The following is a 17,437-nucleotide window of genomic DNA, read 5'->3' on the forward strand; positions in this document are numbered from 1 at the left end:
GCGGTCCCGCTGTGGTCCGCCGCCGTCGGGGCCGGTGTGGGACGGCCCGGAGCGGTGGGGGACCCTGAGACCCGTGACACGGCGTGACGGCGGACGCGGGGGAGGGCCGCTGTCCGCGGTCCCGTCCCCGCGCCGGCTCGCGCAGCTGGGCGCCGACACCTCGGACGCCCTGCTCGCGGCGGGCGACGGTGCCATCGAGCGGATCGCGGCGGCCCTGCCCGCCCGGATCGCCATGGGGGAGACCACGGGCCTCGGTGCGCCGCCGGTCGACGCCGAGGGCCTGCGCGCCCGGCACACCGCTCAGCGCGGAATCCGGTTCGCCGCGATCGCCGCGGGCGCCGAGGACCTCCGTCGCGCCGCCGACCGCATCCGGGCCCGGCACCGGGCGCTCGCCGAGGAGGCGGGCACGCTCTGGGAGCGCTGGTCGGGACCGTCGGCCGAGGAGGTCGCGGACCGCGTGGTCGCCCTCGGGCGGGCCGCGCAGGAGATCGTGACGATGCTGGCGGAGACCGCCGAGACGGTGGAGGCCGCGGGCCTCGCCGTCGCCGACGACGTCACCGACCGCGCCGCGGCCGCCCGGGCGCTCGGGGCGGGCGACCCGGGACCACCGCCCGGCCGGGGCGCCGTTCCCGCCGCCGCCCGGGCGTGGGCCGCCACGCTCGACTCCCGGCTGCAGCGCTACCTCGTGGTGGCCGACCGGACGGACGCGACGATCGCCGGGACCTGGCGGGAGCTCGCCGATCGGCTCGGGGTGCTGCGCCGCCTCTCCGGGACGGCGCCCGAGGTGGGCGGACCCGACGCCGGCGGGCTGCCGGCCGACCTGCTCGCGCTGCCCGAGATCCTCGCCGCGCTGGGCGGCCTCGGGGCTCCGGGCGAGCCGGACGCCGACGGGCCTCAGACCGTCGACGACTCCCGGTAGACGCGCACGTCGGTGCCCTTGACGGCACCGTCGACGACGTCGGCGTACGCCTTCTCGCCGTTCAGGTGGTGGAGCAGGAACGCGGTCAGCAGGCCCTTCACCGTGGTGAGCACTCCGAGGTCGGCCTTGCCGTCGAGCACCAGGTCGCTCCAGTGCTTCCCCTCCACGATGCCGAGGTGGCTGGCCTTCTTGACGGTGCGCATCACCGACGGGCCGGCCCACGCCGCGGCGACCGGCTCGGTGCCCGCCGCCGGGGGCGCGACGAGGTCCTTGCCGAACGCGACGTGCAGCCCCGGCTTGTGCACCGCACGGGCCGCGTCCTGGGCCGACGGGCGGGACTCCGACAGCGCGATCGTGGCGACGGCCTCGACGTGCCCGCGGGTCCCGGCGATGTCGGAGCCGGTCTCCCAGTAGGGCTCGTTCGCGGCCTGGACGCGCGCGGCGGGCGGCGGGACCGCGGCGGCAAGCACGGCCGCGGAGGCGCCCATGCCGTGACCGGCGAGGCCGAGCTTGCGGGGGTCCACGCTGACCGCGGCGCCGCGGGCCGTCCCGCCGAGCCGGACGGTGGAGACCACGTCGAGCGCGGTGCGCAGGTCGTGCGCGAGCTTGCGGTGGGAGGCGAACGGCCCGCGCTCGGTGTCCGGCGCGGCCACGACGATCCCCCAGGACGCGAGGTGGCGCAGCAGGCCCAGGTACCGGGTCGCCGGGTTCAGCCAGTCGTGGCCGAAGGCGACCGCCGGGAGCAGCTCACCCGCCGTCGGGGTGAACACCACCCCGGGCAGGCCGACCAGCGCGAGGTCCCCGCGCAGCACCTGGTGCGGGCCCGGGCGCCCGAGCTCGGCGACGATCTGCTTCGCACTGGCCATGGCGCGGCACGGTAGTGCATCCCCACCCACGCTGGCCTGCTGGAACACGGGTCGGATGCACGGTGGGGGGCCGGGTCACACAGGCCACCGGTCAAGGTCCACATCGCCCCACCTACGCTCGGAGCCCGTGTGCGGCATCGTGGGATACGTGGGCTGGCGCCCGGCACGCGACGTCCTCCTGGGCGGTCTGCGACGGCTGGAGTACCGGGGGTACGACTCGGCGGGCATCGCGACCGTGACGCCGGACTCGACGACGGTGGAGGTCCACCGGGCGGCCGGGGCGCTGGACAACCTGGTGCGGGTGACCGACGCGAACCCCGAGGACGCCGAGTACCCGGCGCGGACCGGCATGGGCCACACCCGGTGGGCGACGCACGGTGCGCCGACCGACCGGAACGCCCACCCGCACCGCGACGCGACCGGCCGGGTCGCGGTGATCCACAACGGGATCATCGAGAACTTCGTCGCGCTGCGCGCCGAGCTCGAGGACGCGGGCGTGGAGCTCGCGAGCGACACCGACTCCGAGGTCGCGGCCCACCTGGTCGCGCGGGCCCTCGACGCCGAGCCGGAGGCCGGGCTGACCGCCGCCGTCCGGCGCGTCGTGAACCGGCTCGAGGGCGCGTTCACCCTCGTGTTCACCCACGCCGAGCGACCCGACGAGGTCGTCGCCGCGCGGCGGTCCTCCCCGCTCGTCGTCGGGATCGGCGACGGCGAGACGTTCGTGGCCTCCGACGTCGCCGCCTTCATCGACCACACCCGTGACGCCGTCGAGCTCGGCCAGGACCAGATCGTCACGCTGACCCGCGAGGGCGCGGTGGTCACCGACTTCCACGGCGACCTCGCCCCGACCCGCCCCTTCCACGTCGACTGGGACATCGCCGCCGCCGAGAAGGGCGGCCACGACTTCTTCATGGCGAAGGAGATCGAGGAGCAGCCGGCCGCGCTCGCGGACACGCTGCGCGGCCACCTCGTCGACGGCCGGATCGTCCTCGACGAGCAGCGCCTGTCCGACCAGGAACTGCGCGACATCGACAAGGTGTTCGTCGTCGCCTGCGGCACCGCCTACCACGCCGGGCTGCTCGCGAAGTACGCGATCGAGCACTGGTGCCGCATCCCGGTCGAGGTCGAGGTCGCCAGCGAGTTCCGCTACCGCGACCCGGTGCTCGACCGGTCCACCCTCGTCGTCGCGATCTCGCAGTCCGGGGAGACCGCCGACACCCTCGAGGCGGTCCGCCACGCGCGCGAGCAGAAGGCGCGCGTCCTCGCGATCTGCAACACCAACGGTGCGCAGATCCCCCGTGAGTCCGACGCGGTGCTCTACACCCACGCCGGCCCGGAGGTCGGCGTCGCGGCGACCAAGACCTTCACCAGCCAGGTCGTCGCCTGCTACCTCGTCGGGCTGGCGCTCGCGCAGAACCGCGGCACGAAGTACGCCGACGAGGTGGAGCGCGAGTACCACCAGCTCGTCGCCTCGGCGGACGCGGTGAAGAAGGTGCTTGCCTCGGCCGTCGAACCGACCCGGGCGCTGGCCCGCGAGCTCGCCGACTCCAAGGCCGTCCTCTTCCTCGGGCGTCACGTGGGCTACCCGGTGGCCCTGGAGGGTGCGCTGAAGCTCAAGGAGCTCGCGTACATGCACGCCGAGGGGTTCGCGGCGGGCGAGCTCAAGCACGGGCCGATCGCGCTGATCGAGCAGGACCTCCCCGTCGTCGTGGTGATGCCCTCGCCCCGCGGCCGGGCGACCCTGCACGCGAAGCTGCTCTCCAACATCCGCGAAATCCAGGCCCGTGGGGCCCGCACGATCGTCATCGCGGAGCGCGGCGACGAGACGGTGCGCCCGTTCGCGAGCACGCTGATCGAGGTCCCGGTGGTGCCGACCCTCATCCAGCCGCTGGTCGCCACCGTGCCGCTGCAGGTGTTCTCCGCCGAGGTGGCCCGGGCCCGGGGTTACGACGTCGACAAACCGCGCAACCTGGCGAAGTCCGTGACGGTCGAATAGGTGGCTTCGCCTCGTGAGCACTTTCCGGTGCCATAGCCCCGGAAAGTGCTCACGTGCCGACGAAGGAGGCACATCGTGTACGGCGTCTGGACGCCCGAGCAGGTGCAGGCCGCGGAGGAACCGGTGCTGGCCCGCACCGCGGAGGGCGCGCTCATGCGCCGCGCGGCGTACGGCGCGGCCCAGGTCGCGCTGCGGCTGCTGACCGGGCGCACGGGTGGAACCACCGGACGCCGGGTCGTCGTGCTCGTCGGAGCCGGCAACAACGGGGGCGACGGTCTCTGGGCCGGGGTGGACCTGCGTCGGCGCGGCGTCGCGGTCATGGCGGTGCTGCTGAGCCCCGAGCGCGCCCACCCGGCGGGGCTCGAGGCGCTGCGTGCGGCCCACGGTCGCGTGCTGACCGAGGTGGAGGCCGCCGTCGGCGCGATCGGCCGGGCGGACCTGGTCCTCGACGCGATCGTCGGCACCTCGGCCCGCGGCGGTCTCCGCGACCCCGCCCCGGTGCTCGTCGGGGCGGCCGCGGCCGCCGGGGTGCCGGTCCTCGCGATCGACACCCCGTCGGGGGTGGACCCGCTCACGGGCGTCGTCCACGACGAGGCCGTCACGGCGACGGCCACGGTGACCTTCGGGGCGCGCAAGCCGGTGCACGTGCTGAACCGCGCCCGGTGCGGGGACGTGACGCTGGTCGACATCGGGCTCGGCCCGGAGCTGCCCGAGCCCGTGCTGCGGGTGCTCGGGGCGGCCGACGTCGGCGCGCGCTGGCCCGTCCCGGGGCCGGCCGACGACAAGTACACGCAGGGCGTCGTCGGGATCGCCGCGGGCAGCGCCACCTACCCGGGCGCCGCGGTGCTCGCGAGCGGCGCCGCGGCCCTCGCCACGAGTGGCATGGTCCGCTACGCCGGGTCCGCCGCCGACGAGGTCCGCGCGGCGTGGCCGGAGGTCGTCGCCACCGACCACGTCGAGGACGCCGGCCGGGTGCAGGCGTGGGCGGTCGGGCCGGGGCTGGGCACCGACGACGCCGGGGCCGCCGCGTTGCGCCACGTGCTGGACGCCGGGGTGCCGGTCCTCGCCGACGCGGACGCCGTCACGCTGCTCGGGGCGGACGCCGACCTGCGCGCCCGGGCGGCCGCGACGACGACGCTCGTGACCCCGCACGCCGGCGAGTTCGCCCGGCTCGTCGCCTCGTTCGACGACCCGCCGGACCCGGCCGTCGACCGGGTGGACGCCGCCCGCCGGGCCGCCGCCGAGCTCCGCGTCACGGTGCTGCTCAAGGGCAACGCCACCGTGATCGCCGCGCCCGACGGCCGGGTGCTGGTCCATCCGGCCGGCTCCTCGTGGCTGGCGACGGCGGGCTCGGGGGACGTCCTGTCCGGCGTCGCGGGCGCCCTGCTCGCGGCCGGCCTGGATCCGCTCGACGCCGGGGGCTGCGCCGCGTTCGTCCACGCCCGGGCCGCCGAGCTCGGTGCGCTCGGGGCCCCGGTCCCGGCCTCCCACGTCCAGGCCGCCCTGCCCGACGCCATCCGCTCGGTGCGGGAGGCGGTGTGACCGGGCCGGGGCGGGCGGAGGTCCGGATCGACCTCGACGCCATCCGCCACAACGTCCGCCACCTGGCCGGGCTCGCGGCCGGCGCCGCCACGATGGCCGTGGTGAAGGCCGACGGCTACGGCCACGGCGCCGTCGACGTGGCCCGCACCGCGCTCGACGCCGGGGCCGGGTGGCTGGGGGTGTGCACCCTCGAGGAGGCCGCCGAGCTGCGGGCCGCCGGGATCACCGCGCCGGTGCTGTCCTGGCTGCACGTGCCCGACGAGGACTTCGCGCCCGCCGTCGCGACCGGGGTGGACCTCGGCGTCGCCTCCCGCCGCGACCTGGCCGCCGTCGCCGCGGGTGCCCGCGCCGCGGGCCGGCCCGCCCGCATCCACCTCAAGATCGACACGGGGCTCTCCCGCAACGGGTGTCCGCCGCAGGACTGGGGCGACCTCCTCGAGGCCGTCGCCGACCACGCGGCGGCGGGCGAGGTCGATCCGGTCGCGGTGTGGACCCACCTCGCGCACGCTGACGCGCCCGCCCACCCGACGATCGGGATGCAGGCCGACCGGTTCGACGCGGCGCACGCTGCGGCGTCGACGCGGCTGGGCCGGTCGCTGCTCGCCCACCTCGCGAACTCCGCCGCCACGCTCACCCGCCCCGACCTGCACCGCGACCTCGTCCGCCCCGGGATCGCCGTCTACGGCCTCGACCCGGTCGCCGCGGCCGGCGAGCCGACGGCGCTGCGCCCCGCGATGTCGCTGCGCAGCCGGGTCGCGCTGGTCAAGACGGTCGCGGCCGGCGAGGGCGTCTCCTACGGCCACATCTGGACCACGCCCACCGAGCGCACCCTCGCTCTGGTCCCCGTCGGCTACGCGGACGGGCTCCCGCGGCTGCTCGGTTCGACGGGCAAGCTGACGGTGGGGATCGGCGGCGTCCGCCGACCCGTCGTCGGGCGGGTGTGCATGGACCAGGTGGTCGTGGACCTCGGGCCCGGGGGCGCCGACCACGGCGTCGCCGAGGGCGACGAGGTGCTGCTCTTCGGCGACGGGTCCGACGGCGGGCCGAGCGCGGCCGAGTGGGCGGAGCTGCTCGGCACCATCCACTACGAGATCGTCACCGGCGTCGGCAGCCGGCCGCGGCTGCGGCGCACGGTGGTGGGCTGAGTGACTTCCCGGATGGATCGGTCCCCGACGTGGTAGAAGGCCTGTCATGACGACTGCGGCGGCGGCGACCCGGTCGGGCGGCGGACGATGAGCGACGACCGGCGCCACACCGGCGGCATCATCGGGGCGATCGCCGGCACGGTGCTGGGCGGTGCGGCCGCTGCCGGGGCGGTGGGCGCGGGCCGTGCCCGCTCCCGGGTCGTGCGCACGCGGGCGGAGCTCGAGGAGTCCGAGTCCGCACACCCGTCCGAACTCGGCCTGCGGCCGCGGGGCCGCGAGTCCTCGGTGGCGGCCGACGACGGGACCCGGCTCGCCGTCGAGGAGATCGAGCCGGTCACGCCCGGCGCGAAGCCCGAGCTGACCGTCGTGCTGGTGCACGGCTTCGCGCTCGACCGTCGCTGCTGGCACTACCAGCGGCGCATGCTCGCGAACCTCACCGACCCCGCCGTCCGGGTCGTGCTGTACGACCAGCGCCGGCACGGCCGCTCCGGCCAGTGCTCGGCCCGTGCGTGCACCATCGCCCAGCTCGGCGCCGACCTCGATGCGGTGATCCGCACGGTCGCGCCCGAGGGCGACCTCGTGCTGGTCGGCCACTCCATGGGCGGCATGACGATCATGGCGCTGGCCGAGCGGCACCCGGCGCTGTTCCGCGACCGGGTGCTCGGCGTCGCCCTCGTGTCCACCTCCGCCGGCGACGTCGGCACCGTCGGCCTGCAGCGCGCCGTGCTCTCCCACCGCAACCCGACGGTCAACGTCCTCGGCCGGCTCGCGCACTGGCGCCCGGAGACCGTCGACCGCATCCGGCGCCTCGGCGGCAACGTCATGTGGGCGGCGGTCCAGCGGTTCTCGTTCGGCGACCCCGACGTCGACCCGGCCATCGTCGACCTCGTCGACTCCACGATCGCCGCCACGCCGCTGGCCGTGCTGACCTCGTTCGCGAACACGCTCTCCACCCACGACCGCAAGGCCGCGCTGCGGGGGTTGTCGGAGTGCGAGGTGCTGGTCGCCGGGGGGACCCGCGACGTGATGATCCCGTACTCGCACTCCGAGGTGATCGCCGCCGAGCTCCCGCGCGCCGAGCTGCTGCCGCTCGAGGGCGCGGGGCACATGGCCATGCTCGAACAGCCCGGCGAGTTCGACGCGGCGCTGCTCGAGCTGCTGCGCCGGTGCACCCACCGCAGCCAGGTGCTGCGCCGGCTCCGCCCGCAGGAGACCGGCTCGTCGTCCCGTCGCTCGCGGCTGCGCCGATCCCGACGACGGGCGTGAGCGGGCCCGGGGACGCCGGTGCCGGTCCCACCCCTGACGGCAGGGAAGCGTCGTTGCTGTCACCGGGTGACAGCGACGACGCTGCGCTGCCACCGGGGGAGGTCGTCCTCGACGCCCTGACGCCGGCCGACGCCCCGGCGTGCGCCCGGCTGGAGGCCCTGCTGTTCCCCGGGGACGACCCGTGGAGCGCGGCCGCCTTCCGCTCCGAGCTGCACGTCGGGCACCCCTACGTCGCGGCACGGGTCGACGGTCGGTTGGTCGGCTACGCCGGGGTCGCGCTGCTGCCCGCCCCGGCGTTCTCGCGGGAGCCCGCCGAGGCCGAGGTGCACACGATCGGGGTGGACCCGGCGGTGCAGGGGCACGGGGTGGGCCGGCGGCTGCTCCGCGCGCTGCTCGAGCGCGCCGACGCCATCGGGGCGGTCACCTACCTCGAGGTGCGCACCGACAACGTGCCCGCGCTCGCGCTCTACCGGTCCGAGGGGTTCGAGGTGGTGGGCACCCGGCGGCGCTACTACGCGAGCGGCGCGGACGCGCACACCATGCGCCGGGGCGAGCGGAGCGACGGGTGAGGGCGCCGGGGCGAGCGGAGCGACGGGTGAGGGCGCCGGGGCGAGCGGAGCGACGGGTGAGGATCTCGACCCGCCGCCACGCGCCCGGACGACCCTCGTTGATGGATTGGCACTCGCGGCGGTAGAGTGCCAATCGAACGGCACCGGAGCCGGCTCGGCACCCGCGACGACGGGTCGGCCTCCCGGGCGCCGTCGCCCACCCATCCAGAACAGCTGGACCCCTGATCGTGGAGGTCATCCCGTGGCGAGCGTGAACATCAAGCCGCTCGAGGACAAGCTCGTGGTGCAGGCTTCCGAGGCCGAGACCACGACCGCGTCCGGCATCGTCATCCCCGATACCGCCAAGGAGAAGCCGCAGGAGGGCAAGGTCCTCGCGGTGGGCCCGGGGCGGGTCGACGACAACGGCAACCGCATCCCGCTCGACGTCGCGGTCGGCGACGTCGTCATCTTCTCGAAGTACGGCGGCACCGAGGTCAAGTACAACGGCGAGGACTACCTGATCCTGTCGTCGCGCGACGTCCTGGCGGTCGTCAACTAAGCACCGCAGGCCTGCGCCACCGCCCCGGTGATCCCGAGAGTCCGGGGTCCCGGGGCGGTGGTGTGTCCGGTGCACGAAAGGACGGATAGTGCCCAAGCAGATCACGTTCGACGAGACCGCCCGTCGCGCTCTCGAGCGCGGCGTGGACCAGCTGGCGGCGGCGGTGAAGGTGACCCTCGGACCCCGGGGACGCCACGTCGTGCTGGACAAGAAGTTCGGTGGACCGACGATCACCAACGACGGTGTCACCATCGCCCGTGAGATCGAGCTCGACGACCCGTTCGAGAACCTCGGCGTGCAGCTGGCGAAGACCGCGGCCACCAAGACCAACGACGTCGCCGGTGACGGCACGACGACGGCCACGGTGCTGGCCCAGGCGCTCGTCGCCGAGGGCCTGCGCAACCTCGCGGCCGGGGCCAGCCCCACCGGGATCGGCGCCGGCATGGCCGCCGCCGCCGAGAAGGTCACCGAGGTGCTGCGCTCGCGTGCCACCCCGGTCGACGGCAAGCGCGGTATCGCCGCCGTCGGCGCGGTCGCCTCGCGCGACCAGGAGATCGGCGACCTCATCGGCGAGGCCATGGAGAAGGTCGGCGAGGACGGCGTCATCACGATCGAGGAGTCCTCGACGCTGGCGACCGAGCTCGAGGTGACCGAGGGCCTGCAGTTCGACAAGGGCTACCTCTCGCCGTACTTCGTCACCGACGGCGAGTCGATGGAGGCCGTGCTGGAGGACGCCCACGTCCTGCTGCACCGCGAGAAGATCTCCTCGATCCAGGAGCTGCTGCCGCTGCTGGAGAAGGTCGTCGAGTCCGGCAAGCCGCTGCTGATCGTGGCCGAGGACCTCGAGGGCGAGGCGCTCTCGACCATCGTCGTCAACGCCATCCGCAAGACGCTGCGCATCGCCGCGGTCAAGGCGCCGTTCTTCGGGGACCGCCGCAAGGCGTTCCTCGACGACCTCGCGGCCGCGACCGGCGCCACGGTGATCAACCCCGAGATCGGCCTCAAGCTCTCCGAGGCCGGCCTCGACGCGCTGGGCACCGTCCGGCGCGCGGTGGTCACCAAGGACGCGACGACCCTCGTCGAGGGCGGCGGCGACAAGGCCGCCGTGGCGGCCCGGGTCACGCAGATCCGGCGGGAGATCGAGGAGACCGACTCCGACTGGGACCGCGAGAAGCTGCAGGAGCGGCTGGCGAAGCTCGCCGGCGGCGTCGCGGTGATCAAGGTCGGTGCGGCCACCGAGACCGAGCTCAAGGAACGCAAGCACCGCATCGAGGACGCGGTGGCGGCGACCCGGGCCGCGGTCGAGGAGGGCATCGTGCCCGGCGGCGGGGCGGCCCTGCTCCACGCGTCGGCCGAGCTCGAGGGCGGCCTCGGTCGCACCGGTGACGAGGCCACGGGTGTGGCGCTCGTCCGTCGGGCGCTCTCCGCACCGCTCAAGGCCATCGCGGCCAACGCGGGGCTCGAGGGCGCCGTGGTGGCAGCGAAGGTCGCCGACGGCGGCTGGGAGACCGGCTACGACGCCGCGAGCGAGACCTACGGCGACCTCATGGCCGCCGGCATCATCGACCCGGTGAAGGTCACGCGCTCCGCCCTGGAGAACGCGGTGTCGATCGCGCGCATGGTCCTGACGACCGAGTCCGCGATCGTCGACAAGCCCGAGGAGGAGGCGCCCGCCGCCGCCGGTGGCCACGGCCACGGGCACGGTCACGGGCACTGAGTCCCCCACGAGGACGGGCCCGGACGCCTCGGCGTCCGGGCCCGTCCACGTCGGAAGGGCTCCTCGGTGACGGCAGGAACGACGAACGGCCCGCCGGTCACCTCCACGGAGGTGACCGGCGGGCCGTTCGTCGTTCGTGGTGCTCCGGGGTCCGGAGCCGATCTCAGCGGATCACGATGTCCTGCGTCCGGCCCCGCGAGCGGGAGCCGGTGCGCTCGGACTCCGAGAGCCCGCCCCAGATGCCGTAGGGCTCGCCCGCCGCGAGCGCGTGCCGACGGCACGGCTCGATGACGGGACAGCCCTCGCACACGGCCTTGGCGCGGCGCTCACGGCTGGCGCGCGCGGGACCACGCTCGCCGTCGGGGTGGAAGAAGAACGCACTGTCCATGCCGCGGCACGCGGCGTGCAGCTGCCAGTCCCAGAGATCGGCGTTGGGGCCGGGGAGTCGACGGACGTCGGCCATCTCGACCACCTCCTCGTCCTGACGCGGGTGGGTGGCGGCGTCGGGTCCTGATGTCTTCAAGCCCCGACGTCACCCCCACCACGAAGGGTGGGCCCGGTCGATTCGTCACCGTCCGTGCCTGCGGCCGCGCGCAGGGCGACCGTGGTCCGACCCTATGACCGGCGGACGGGCCCCGACAAGACATCCGGTTGTGAGCCGTCACCCCCTCCACAATCGACCGCCGGTCGTCCAGATGCGCGACACACCGCGTGGGTGACACCGGTCGGCGAATCCGGTGCGTGACAAGACTTGCCGAAACGACCACCATCCGTGATCATTCCCCCAGCACTCCGTGTCCGGTGCTCCGTGTGGGTGGCGGACATGGCGGGGGAGCGGGAGGGTCGGCCGTGACGGGTCACCCTCGGCGCCGTTACAGGGGAGGGGTTCCGGTGGCAGCCAGGTCGTACGGCGCGGTACGACGTCCGGTCGCCGCGGGATCGCCGGATGAGGAGCAGGCATGGCACCGGTCGTCGATCGTGCGCGGGAAAACCGCGGATCGGACTCAAGCCGGGGCGGCGGCGCGCCGATGACCGGTAGTGCCCGCCAAGCGACTGCAGGAACGCTGCAGGGAGGAACTTCCGTGACGACGGTCCTGATCTGCGACGACCGCCGCAGCGTGCGTGAGGGCCTGACCCGCGTCATGTCGGCCGTGCCGGGTGTCCACCGCATCGACTGCGTCGCCCACGGCGACGAGCTGCTCACCCGCTTCTCCCGGCAGAGCGTCGACGTCGTCCTCGTGGGGACCCAGCGCGCCGTGCCCACCGGGGTCGAGGCCACCCGCCGGCTCGTGGCCGCCCACCCGCAGGCGAACGTCATCGTCTTCGGTGCCCCGGACGACTCCGGCAGCATCGCCGCGGCGATCGCCGGTGGGGCCCGCGGCTACCTGCGGTGGGACGCCTCGCGCCCCGAACTGGTCGCCGCCCTCGCCCACACCCTCGCCAGCACCTCGGTGCCCGCCCCGCGCACCCCGTCCGACACGGGGGTCCAGCTCACCGAGCGGGAGCTCCAGGTGCTGCGCGGCATGGCCCAGGGCAAGAGCAACGGCCAGATCGGCCGCGAGCTCTACCTGTCCGAGGACACCGTGAAGACCCACGCCCGCCGGCTCTTCCGCAAGCTCGGTGTTCGTGACCGTGCGCAGGCCGTGGCGCACGGCTTCCGTCGGGGTCTGGTCTCCTGACCGCGCGGCCCCGTCCCGTCCACCCCGTCCGGCCCGGCGCCGGGCAGGGGTCCGGGGCGTACCCCACGTACCCGCCCGCGCAGCCGCCCCTCGGGCCGCCGCCGAGCCCGCCCGTGGGGTCGCCGATGCCACCCGTCGGGGGCCACGGCCCGGTGGTCGACGACGTGCCCACTCCGCCGATCGGCACTCCGCGTGCATCCCACCGCGCCGCGGATCGGTGGCGGGTGCCGGATTGGGGGAACCCGTCCGCAGGACATGGCGCCGCCCATCCGGGGGGACGGTACGGTGACCCCTCCGGGTCGCCTCACGCGTCGGTTCCGACCGTCCACGACGCGGCCCGTCGGACCGAGGTGGACCTGCGGGTCACACCGCCGCGCGTAACGCCGGGGCCACGGGGAGCGATGACCGAGTCAGGGAACGACCTCGAGAGGTTGGTGGCCGCCGCCAACGACGGCGACCGCTCGGCTCTCAATCGTGTCCTCGCGATCATCCGACCGCTCGTCGTGCGCTACTGCCGCGCGAGGATCGGCCGGCAGGAACGGTCGTCGGTCTCGGCCGACGACGTGGCCCAGGAGGTGTGCCTCGCCGTGCTGACCGCACTGCCCGGCTACCGGGACCAGGGTCGCCCGTTCCTGGCGTTCGTCTACGGGATCGCGGCGCACAAGGTGGTCGACGCCCATCGCTCGGTGGCGCGGAACCGATCCGAACCCGTCTCCGAGCTGCCCGAGGAACTGGACCCGTACGACGGTCCGGAGCAGCGAGCCATGAACGGCGCGCTGTCGGTCCAGATGGGTCAACTGCTCGACACGCTGCCTCCCAAACAACGGGAAATCCTCGTGCTGCGTGTCGTCGTTGGTCTCTCGGCGGAGGAGACCGCGGAAGCGGTCGAATCCACGCCCGGAGCGGTCCGGGTGGCACAGCACCGCGCACTGTCGAAGCTACGGACCGCAGTGTCTGCGATCTCGGAAGAGGTGAGTTAGGTGGGTGGTCACCGCGCGTTCGGTGCGGGTGACGATCTGGTCGACGGACCGGTGGACCTCGCCGCTGTCCGCGCCGACGACGCCCTGCTCGACGCGATCGCCGGTGGGGCGATCAGCGGAGGTGTGGGCGCTGGGGACGTCTTCGGACGCCCCGGGCAGGACGACGACCATCTGGCCGCCGTCCTCGCCGCATGGAAGGCCGACATCGAGGCCGAGCCCATGCCGGAGCTGGTGTCCCTCGACGAGGCCGCCGAGGCCGTCGAGGCGGGACACGCCGCACGGGACCGACGCGCCAGTCGCGCCCGCCGTCGGATGCCCTTCGCCGTGGCGGCCGCCGCGATCGCGGTCGCGCTGTCCGGCTTCACCGTCGCGATCCACTCGGCGCAGCCGGGCGACGCGATGTTCGGGCTGACGAAGGTCTTCTTCTCCCAGCACGCCGACAACGTGGTGAAGGCCGAGAAGGCCCGGAGCACCATCGTCGAGGCGAACAACGCCATCGCCCGCGGCGACAAGGCGACCGCCGCGTCCCTGCTGCAGACCGTGCAGGGGCAGATCCAGGCCGTCCCGCCCGAGGACCAGCCGCCGCTCGTGCAGCAGCGTCAGGACGCGCTCAACTCGCTCGACCCGACGGCGCCGACCGCGCCGACCGCGAGCAACGGGTCGGCCCCGGCGACGCCGGAGGCGACGAAGCCGACGAAGCCGGCGTCGGCCACGACCGCGACCAAGACCACGACGGTCGCTCCTGCGCCGGACGGCACGACGACGTCCGGCACGACGGCGGAACAGGGGCGTAACGGGGTGGCACCACCGCCCCCGGCGACGACCACGACCACTCCCGTCGCCGGTAAGTAGCACCACACACGAACGGGCCCGGTTCCCCGAGGGGGGACCGGGCCCGTTTCGTCGTGCGGGGGGAGGGCCGACGGCGGGAGGTCCCGCCGTCGGGAAGGACTACTGCTCGGCGAGCGTGGCGTCCGCGAAGCCCCGGCAGTACTCCCACGTGACGTAGGCGGCCGGGTCCGGGTCGAACGGGGGCTCGTGGGGGCGCATGTGGCCCTCCTCGAGGAGCTGCTGGAGGCTCGCGCGCAGCAGGTCCCAGTCGTGGAAGTGCTGCTCCTCGCAGTCGTCGCAGTCGACGACCACGCCGCGGATACCGCGGGGGGCGAGCAGGGCCTGGAACACCGCCAGGTCCCCGAGGTCGGCGACGACCTCCTCGCGCTCCTCCTCGTCGAGGGGGAGGTCCTCCGGCGCGGTCACGTCGTGGAGCGCGTCGAGCATGCGGGAGGGGTCCGACGACGGGTCGCCCGCGAACGGGTCGGGCGGCAGGGCTTCGTACGGCACGATGTCGAACCTACCGGTCCCGAGATGTCGATCGAGGACCTCCCTACCCGCTCGTCGGGGTGGGGTGAGGGTGGTTCCCACCTGCGGAGACGAGGGTCACTCGTCGGTGGCGACTAGCATCGGGGTCATGGTGCTGACGGACCCCGACGTGCCGGAGAAGTTCGGGCTGCTCGGCCTGACGTTCGACGACGTCCTCCTGCTTCCGGCCGAGTCCGACGTGGTGCCGTCCGAGGCCGACACCTCGGCGCAACTCTCGCGGAACATCCGGCTCCGGATTCCGCTGGTCAGCTCGGCGATGGACACCGTCACCGAGGCGCGGATGGCGATCGCGATGGCCCGCCACGGCGGCATGGGCGTGCTGCACCGGAACCTGCCGGCCGACCAGCAGGCCGCGCAGGTCGAGGTGGTCAAGCGCTCCGAGGCGGGCATGGTGACCGACCCGGTGACCTGCTCGCCGGAGGACACCCTCGCCGACGTCGACGCGCTGTGCGCCCGCTTCCGCATCTCCGGGCTCCCGGTCACCGACGAGGCCGGGAAGCTCGTGGGCATCATCACGAACCGCGACATGCGGTTCGAGGTGGACCACACCCGCAAGGTGCGCGAGGTGATGACCTCGTCGGACCTCGTCACCGCGCAGGTCGGCGTCACCGCCGAGGCCGCGCTCGGGCAGCTGCGCCGCCGCAAGATCGAGAAGCTGCCGCTGGTCGACGGGGCGGGCTTCCTGCAGGGCCTCATCACCGTCAAGGACTTCGTCAAGACCGAGCAGTACCCGATGGCCACGAAGGACCCGGACGGCCGGCTGCTGTGCGGCGCCGCGGTCGGCGTCGGCGACGACGCGTGGACCCGCGCGATGGGCCTCGTCGACGCCGGGGTGGACGTGCTCGTCGTCGACACCGCCCACGGGCACTCCCGCGCGGTCACGGCGATGGTCGCCAAGCTCAAGCAGGAGCTCGGGGACCGGGTGGACGTCGTCGGCGGCAACGTCGCGACGCGCGCCGGCGCCCAGGCCCTCGTCGAGGCCGGAGCGGACGGCATCAAGGTCGGCGTCGGTCCCGGCTCGATCTGCACCACCCGCATCATCGCCGGCGTCGGTGTGCCGCAGATCACGGCGATCGCCGAGGCGGACTCGGCGGCCCGGCCGGCGGGCGTCCCGGTCATCGGCGACGGCGGCCTGCAGTCCTCCGGGGACATCGCGAAGGCCATCGCGGCCGGCGCGTCGTCGGTCATGCTCGGCTCGCTGCTCGCGGGCACGGCGGAGACGCCCGGCGAGCTCGTCCTGGTCGACGGCAAGCAGTACAAGGCCTACCGCGGCATGGGATCGCTCGGCGCGATGCAGACCCGCGGCCAGCAGGGCTCGTACTCGAAGGACCGCTACTTCCAGGACGACGTGCTCTCCGACGACAAGCTGGTCCCCGAGGGCGTGGAGGGACGCGTACCCTTCCGGGGCCCGCTCGCGCAGGTCACCCACCAGCTGGTCGGCGGCCTCCGGGCGGCGATGGGGTACACGGGTTCCCGGACCACCGAGGAGCTGCAGTCCGCGCACATGGTGCGGATCACGGCGGCCGGGCTGGCCGAGTCCCACCCGCACCACGTGACGATGACGGCGGTGGCGCCCAACTACGGCGGGCGCTGACGATTCGAGAGAGAGCTCATGCGCGAGCAGGTCGAGATCGGCCGGGGCCGCAGCGCCCACCGCAGTTACACCTTCGACGACCTCGACATCGTGCCCTCGCGGCGCACACGGTCGTCGTCGGCGGTGTCCACCGCGTGGCAGCTCGACGCGTACCGGTTCGACCTCCCGCTGATCACGCACCCGACGGACGCCGTGGTCTCGCCGACCACGGCGGTCCGGGTCGGTGAGCTCGGCGGGCTCGGCGTGCTCAACGCCGAGGGGCTCTGGGCCCGGCACGCGGAGGCCGACAAGGCGCTCGCCGAGATCGTCGCGCGGGCCGCCGACGACCCGGCGGCGGCGCTCGTCGAGCTCCAGCGCCTGCACGCCGCCCCGATCCAGCCCGACCTGCTCACCGAGGCGCTGAACCAGATCCGGGGCGCGGGCGTCACGCTCGCCGCGCGGGTGAGCCCGCAGCACGCCCGGGAGCTGACCCCGACCCTGCTCGCCGCGGGCGTCGAGGTCCTCGTGGTGCAGGGGACGATCATCTCGGCCGAGCACGTCGCGTCGGACTCCGAGGACGGTGAGTCCCCGCTGGACCTCGAGGACTTCATCGACTCGCTCGACATCCCCGTCGTCGCCGGGGGCGTGGGCGACTACCGGACCGCGATGCACCTGATGCGCACCGGCGCGGCCGGCGTGATCGTGGGCTACGGGCAGTCGGTGGCCACGTCCACCGGCGACGTCCTCGGCATCGGCGTCCCCATGGCGACCGCGCTGGTCGACGCGGCCGCCGCGCGCCGGGACTACCTGGACGAGACCGGCGGTCGCTACGTCCACGTCATCGCCGACGGCGCGATGGCGACGTCGGGTGACATGGCGAAGGCCATCGCCTGCGGGGCCGACGCCGTGATGCTCGGCGAGCAGCTCGCCGCGGCCGACGAGGCCCCGGGCGACGGCTGGTACTGGACCTCCGCCGCGGCCCACCCGAACCTGCCCCGCTCGTCGGTGGTCGGGGTCGCGCAGCGCGGCTGCGACCTCGCCGCCGTCCTGCGCGGCCCGGCCCCCCAGGCCGATGGCACCGTCAACCTGTTCGGGGCGCTGCGCCGGGCGATGGCGAAGACGGGTTACTCGGACCTCAAGGAGTTCCAGCGGGTCGGGTTGTCGGTCCGCCGCTGACGTTCCGCCGTCCCCGCACCGCGTGAGGGGAACCCTCGGGCCAGTAGAGCGCTCGAAGGTTCCCCTCATGCGTCGACGGCAGCGCCCGCTC

Annotated in this window: 16 protein-coding genes; 13 read left to right on the forward strand and 3 right to left on the reverse strand. The window is 74.4% G+C overall.

Annotated features, from left to right (window positions below):
- The first annotated feature begins 73 nt into the window (after positions 1-73).
- Positions 74-919, forward strand: a complete 846-nt coding sequence (locus tag A3CO_RS0104055) for a WXG100 family type VII secretion target (RefSeq protein ID WP_018330952.1) — start codon at positions 74-76, stop codon at positions 917-919.
- Here the strand turns inward: A3CO_RS0104055 and A3CO_RS0104060 are convergent.
- On the reverse strand, positions 895-1,785 hold the full coding sequence (locus tag A3CO_RS0104060; RefSeq protein WP_018330953.1) for an alpha/beta hydrolase family protein: 891 nt from the start codon (positions 1,783-1,785) through the stop codon (positions 895-897). The two genes, A3CO_RS0104055 and A3CO_RS0104060, sit on opposite strands and share 25 nt — an antisense overlap.
- A 127-nt stretch (positions 1,786-1,912) precedes the next feature.
- Here A3CO_RS0104060 and glmS point away from each other — a divergent pair, with 127 nt between their 5' ends.
- The 7 genes from glmS (at position 1,913) to groL (ending at position 10,558) form a co-directional block, all read left to right on the forward strand.
- Positions 1,913-3,781: a glutamine--fructose-6-phosphate transaminase (isomerizing) gene (glmS, locus tag A3CO_RS0104065; protein ID WP_018330954.1), complete on the forward strand. Its 1,869-nt coding sequence runs from the start codon at positions 1,913-1,915 to the stop codon at positions 3,779-3,781.
- Between the two features lie 75 nt (positions 3,782-3,856).
- Positions 3,857-5,323 carry a bifunctional ADP-dependent NAD(P)H-hydrate dehydratase/NAD(P)H-hydrate epimerase gene (locus A3CO_RS0104070; protein ID WP_018330955.1) on the forward strand — a complete coding sequence of 489 codons (1,467 nt, stop codon included), beginning with the start codon at positions 3,857-3,859 and terminating at the stop codon, positions 5,321-5,323.
- A complete protein-coding gene (gene alr, locus A3CO_RS0104075; RefSeq protein ID WP_018330956.1) occupies positions 5,320-6,468 on the forward strand; it encodes an alanine racemase in 1,149 nt (382 codons plus the stop codon). Before A3CO_RS0104070 ends, alr begins: the two co-directional genes overlap by 4 nt.
- Before the next feature lie 87 nt (positions 6,469-6,555).
- On the forward strand, positions 6,556-7,734 hold the full coding sequence (locus A3CO_RS0104080; RefSeq protein WP_018330957.1) for an alpha/beta fold hydrolase: 1,179 nt from the start codon (positions 6,556-6,558) through the stop codon (positions 7,732-7,734).
- A 56-nt stretch (positions 7,735-7,790) separates the two neighbouring features.
- Positions 7,791-8,303 (forward strand): ribosomal protein S18-alanine N-acetyltransferase, encoded by a 513-nt coding sequence (rimI, locus tag A3CO_RS0104085; protein WP_425393403.1) that lies wholly within the window; start codon positions 7,791-7,793, stop codon positions 8,301-8,303.
- A 241-nt stretch (positions 8,304-8,544) separates the two neighbouring features.
- Positions 8,545-8,841, forward strand: a complete 297-nt coding sequence (gene groES / locus A3CO_RS0104090; RefSeq protein ID WP_018330959.1) for a co-chaperone GroES — start codon at positions 8,545-8,547, stop codon at positions 8,839-8,841.
- A gap of 88 nt (positions 8,842-8,929) precedes the next feature.
- Entirely contained in the window at positions 8,930-10,558 is a 1,629-nt protein-coding gene (gene groL / locus A3CO_RS0104095; protein WP_018330960.1) for a chaperonin GroEL, read from the forward strand.
- A gap of 163 nt (positions 10,559-10,721) precedes the next feature.
- Here groL and A3CO_RS0104100 read toward each other — a convergent pair whose 3' ends face one another.
- Positions 10,722-11,021 (reverse strand): WhiB family transcriptional regulator, encoded by a 300-nt coding sequence (locus tag A3CO_RS0104100; RefSeq protein WP_033413662.1) that lies wholly within the window; start codon positions 11,019-11,021, stop codon positions 10,722-10,724.
- A 619-nt stretch (positions 11,022-11,640) separates the two neighbouring features.
- Between A3CO_RS0104100 and A3CO_RS0104105 the strand changes: the two genes are divergently transcribed.
- The 3 genes from A3CO_RS0104105 to A3CO_RS35275 all read left to right on the forward strand — a co-directional run bounded on the left by A3CO_RS0104105 (position 11,641) and on the right by A3CO_RS35275 (position 14,069).
- Positions 11,641-12,237, forward strand: coding sequence for a response regulator transcription factor (locus tag A3CO_RS0104105; protein ID WP_018330962.1), 597 nt, complete (start codon positions 11,641-11,643; stop codon positions 12,235-12,237).
- 401 nt (positions 12,238-12,638) lie between these two features.
- The gene (locus A3CO_RS0104110) at positions 12,639-13,217 is read left to right on the forward strand and encodes a sigma-70 family RNA polymerase sigma factor (protein ID WP_018330963.1); all 579 of its coding nucleotides are present in this window, start codon (positions 12,639-12,641) and stop codon (positions 13,215-13,217) included.
- Complete coding sequence (locus A3CO_RS35275; protein WP_018330964.1) at positions 13,218-14,069, forward strand: anti-sigma-D factor RsdA; 852 nt, start codon at positions 13,218-13,220, stop codon at positions 14,067-14,069.
- Positions 14,070-14,168: 99 nt separating this feature from the next.
- On the opposite strand, the gene A3CO_RS0104120 is transcribed toward A3CO_RS35275, so the two are convergent.
- The gene (locus A3CO_RS0104120) at positions 14,169-14,558 is read right to left on the reverse strand and encodes a DUF5319 domain-containing protein (RefSeq protein WP_018330965.1); all 390 of its coding nucleotides are present in this window, start codon (positions 14,556-14,558) and stop codon (positions 14,169-14,171) included.
- Positions 14,559-14,685: 127 nt separating this feature from the next.
- On the opposite strand from A3CO_RS0104120, the gene guaB reads away from it, so the two are divergent.
- Together guaB and A3CO_RS0104130 are read left to right on the forward strand one after the other, a co-directional pair.
- Positions 14,686-16,191 carry an IMP dehydrogenase gene (gene guaB / locus A3CO_RS0104125; protein WP_018330966.1) on the forward strand — a complete coding sequence of 502 codons (1,506 nt, stop codon included), beginning with the start codon at positions 14,686-14,688 and terminating at the stop codon, positions 16,189-16,191.
- Between the two features lie 18 nt (positions 16,192-16,209).
- On the forward strand, positions 16,210-17,346 hold the full coding sequence (locus A3CO_RS0104130; RefSeq protein WP_018330967.1) for a GuaB3 family IMP dehydrogenase-related protein: 1,137 nt from the start codon (positions 16,210-16,212) through the stop codon (positions 17,344-17,346).
- Positions 17,347-17,437: the final 91 nt, after the last annotated feature.

The sequence above is a fragment of the Actinomycetospora chiangmaiensis DSM 45062 genome (assembly GCF_000379625.1).
Lineage (GTDB): Bacteria > Actinomycetota > Actinomycetes > Mycobacteriales > Pseudonocardiaceae > Actinomycetospora > Actinomycetospora chiangmaiensis.

What these genes read in the sequence shown, in the direction of transcription:
- A3CO_RS0104110 (WP_018330963.1), top strand. Translation starts at nt 12,639, where the DNA reads ATGACCGAGTCAGGGAACGACCTCGAGAGGTTGGTGGCCGCCGCCAAC.
- A3CO_RS0104130 (WP_018330967.1), top strand. Translation starts at nt 16,210, where the DNA reads ATGCGCGAGCAGGTCGAGATCGGCCGGGGCCGCAGCGCCCACCGCAGT.
- A3CO_RS0104100 (WP_033413662.1), bottom strand. Translation starts at nt 11,021, where the DNA reads ATGGCCGACGTCCGTCGACTCCCCGGCCCCAACGCCGATCTCTGGGAC.
- A3CO_RS0104080 (WP_018330957.1), top strand. Translation starts at nt 6,556, where the DNA reads ATGAGCGACGACCGGCGCCACACCGGCGGCATCATCGGGGCGATCGCC.
- A3CO_RS0104060 (WP_018330953.1), bottom strand. Translation starts at nt 1,785, where the DNA reads ATGGCCAGTGCGAAGCAGATCGTCGCCGAGCTCGGGCGCCCGGGCCCG.
- guaB (WP_018330966.1), top strand. Translation starts at nt 14,686, where the DNA reads ATGGTGCTGACGGACCCCGACGTGCCGGAGAAGTTCGGGCTGCTCGGC.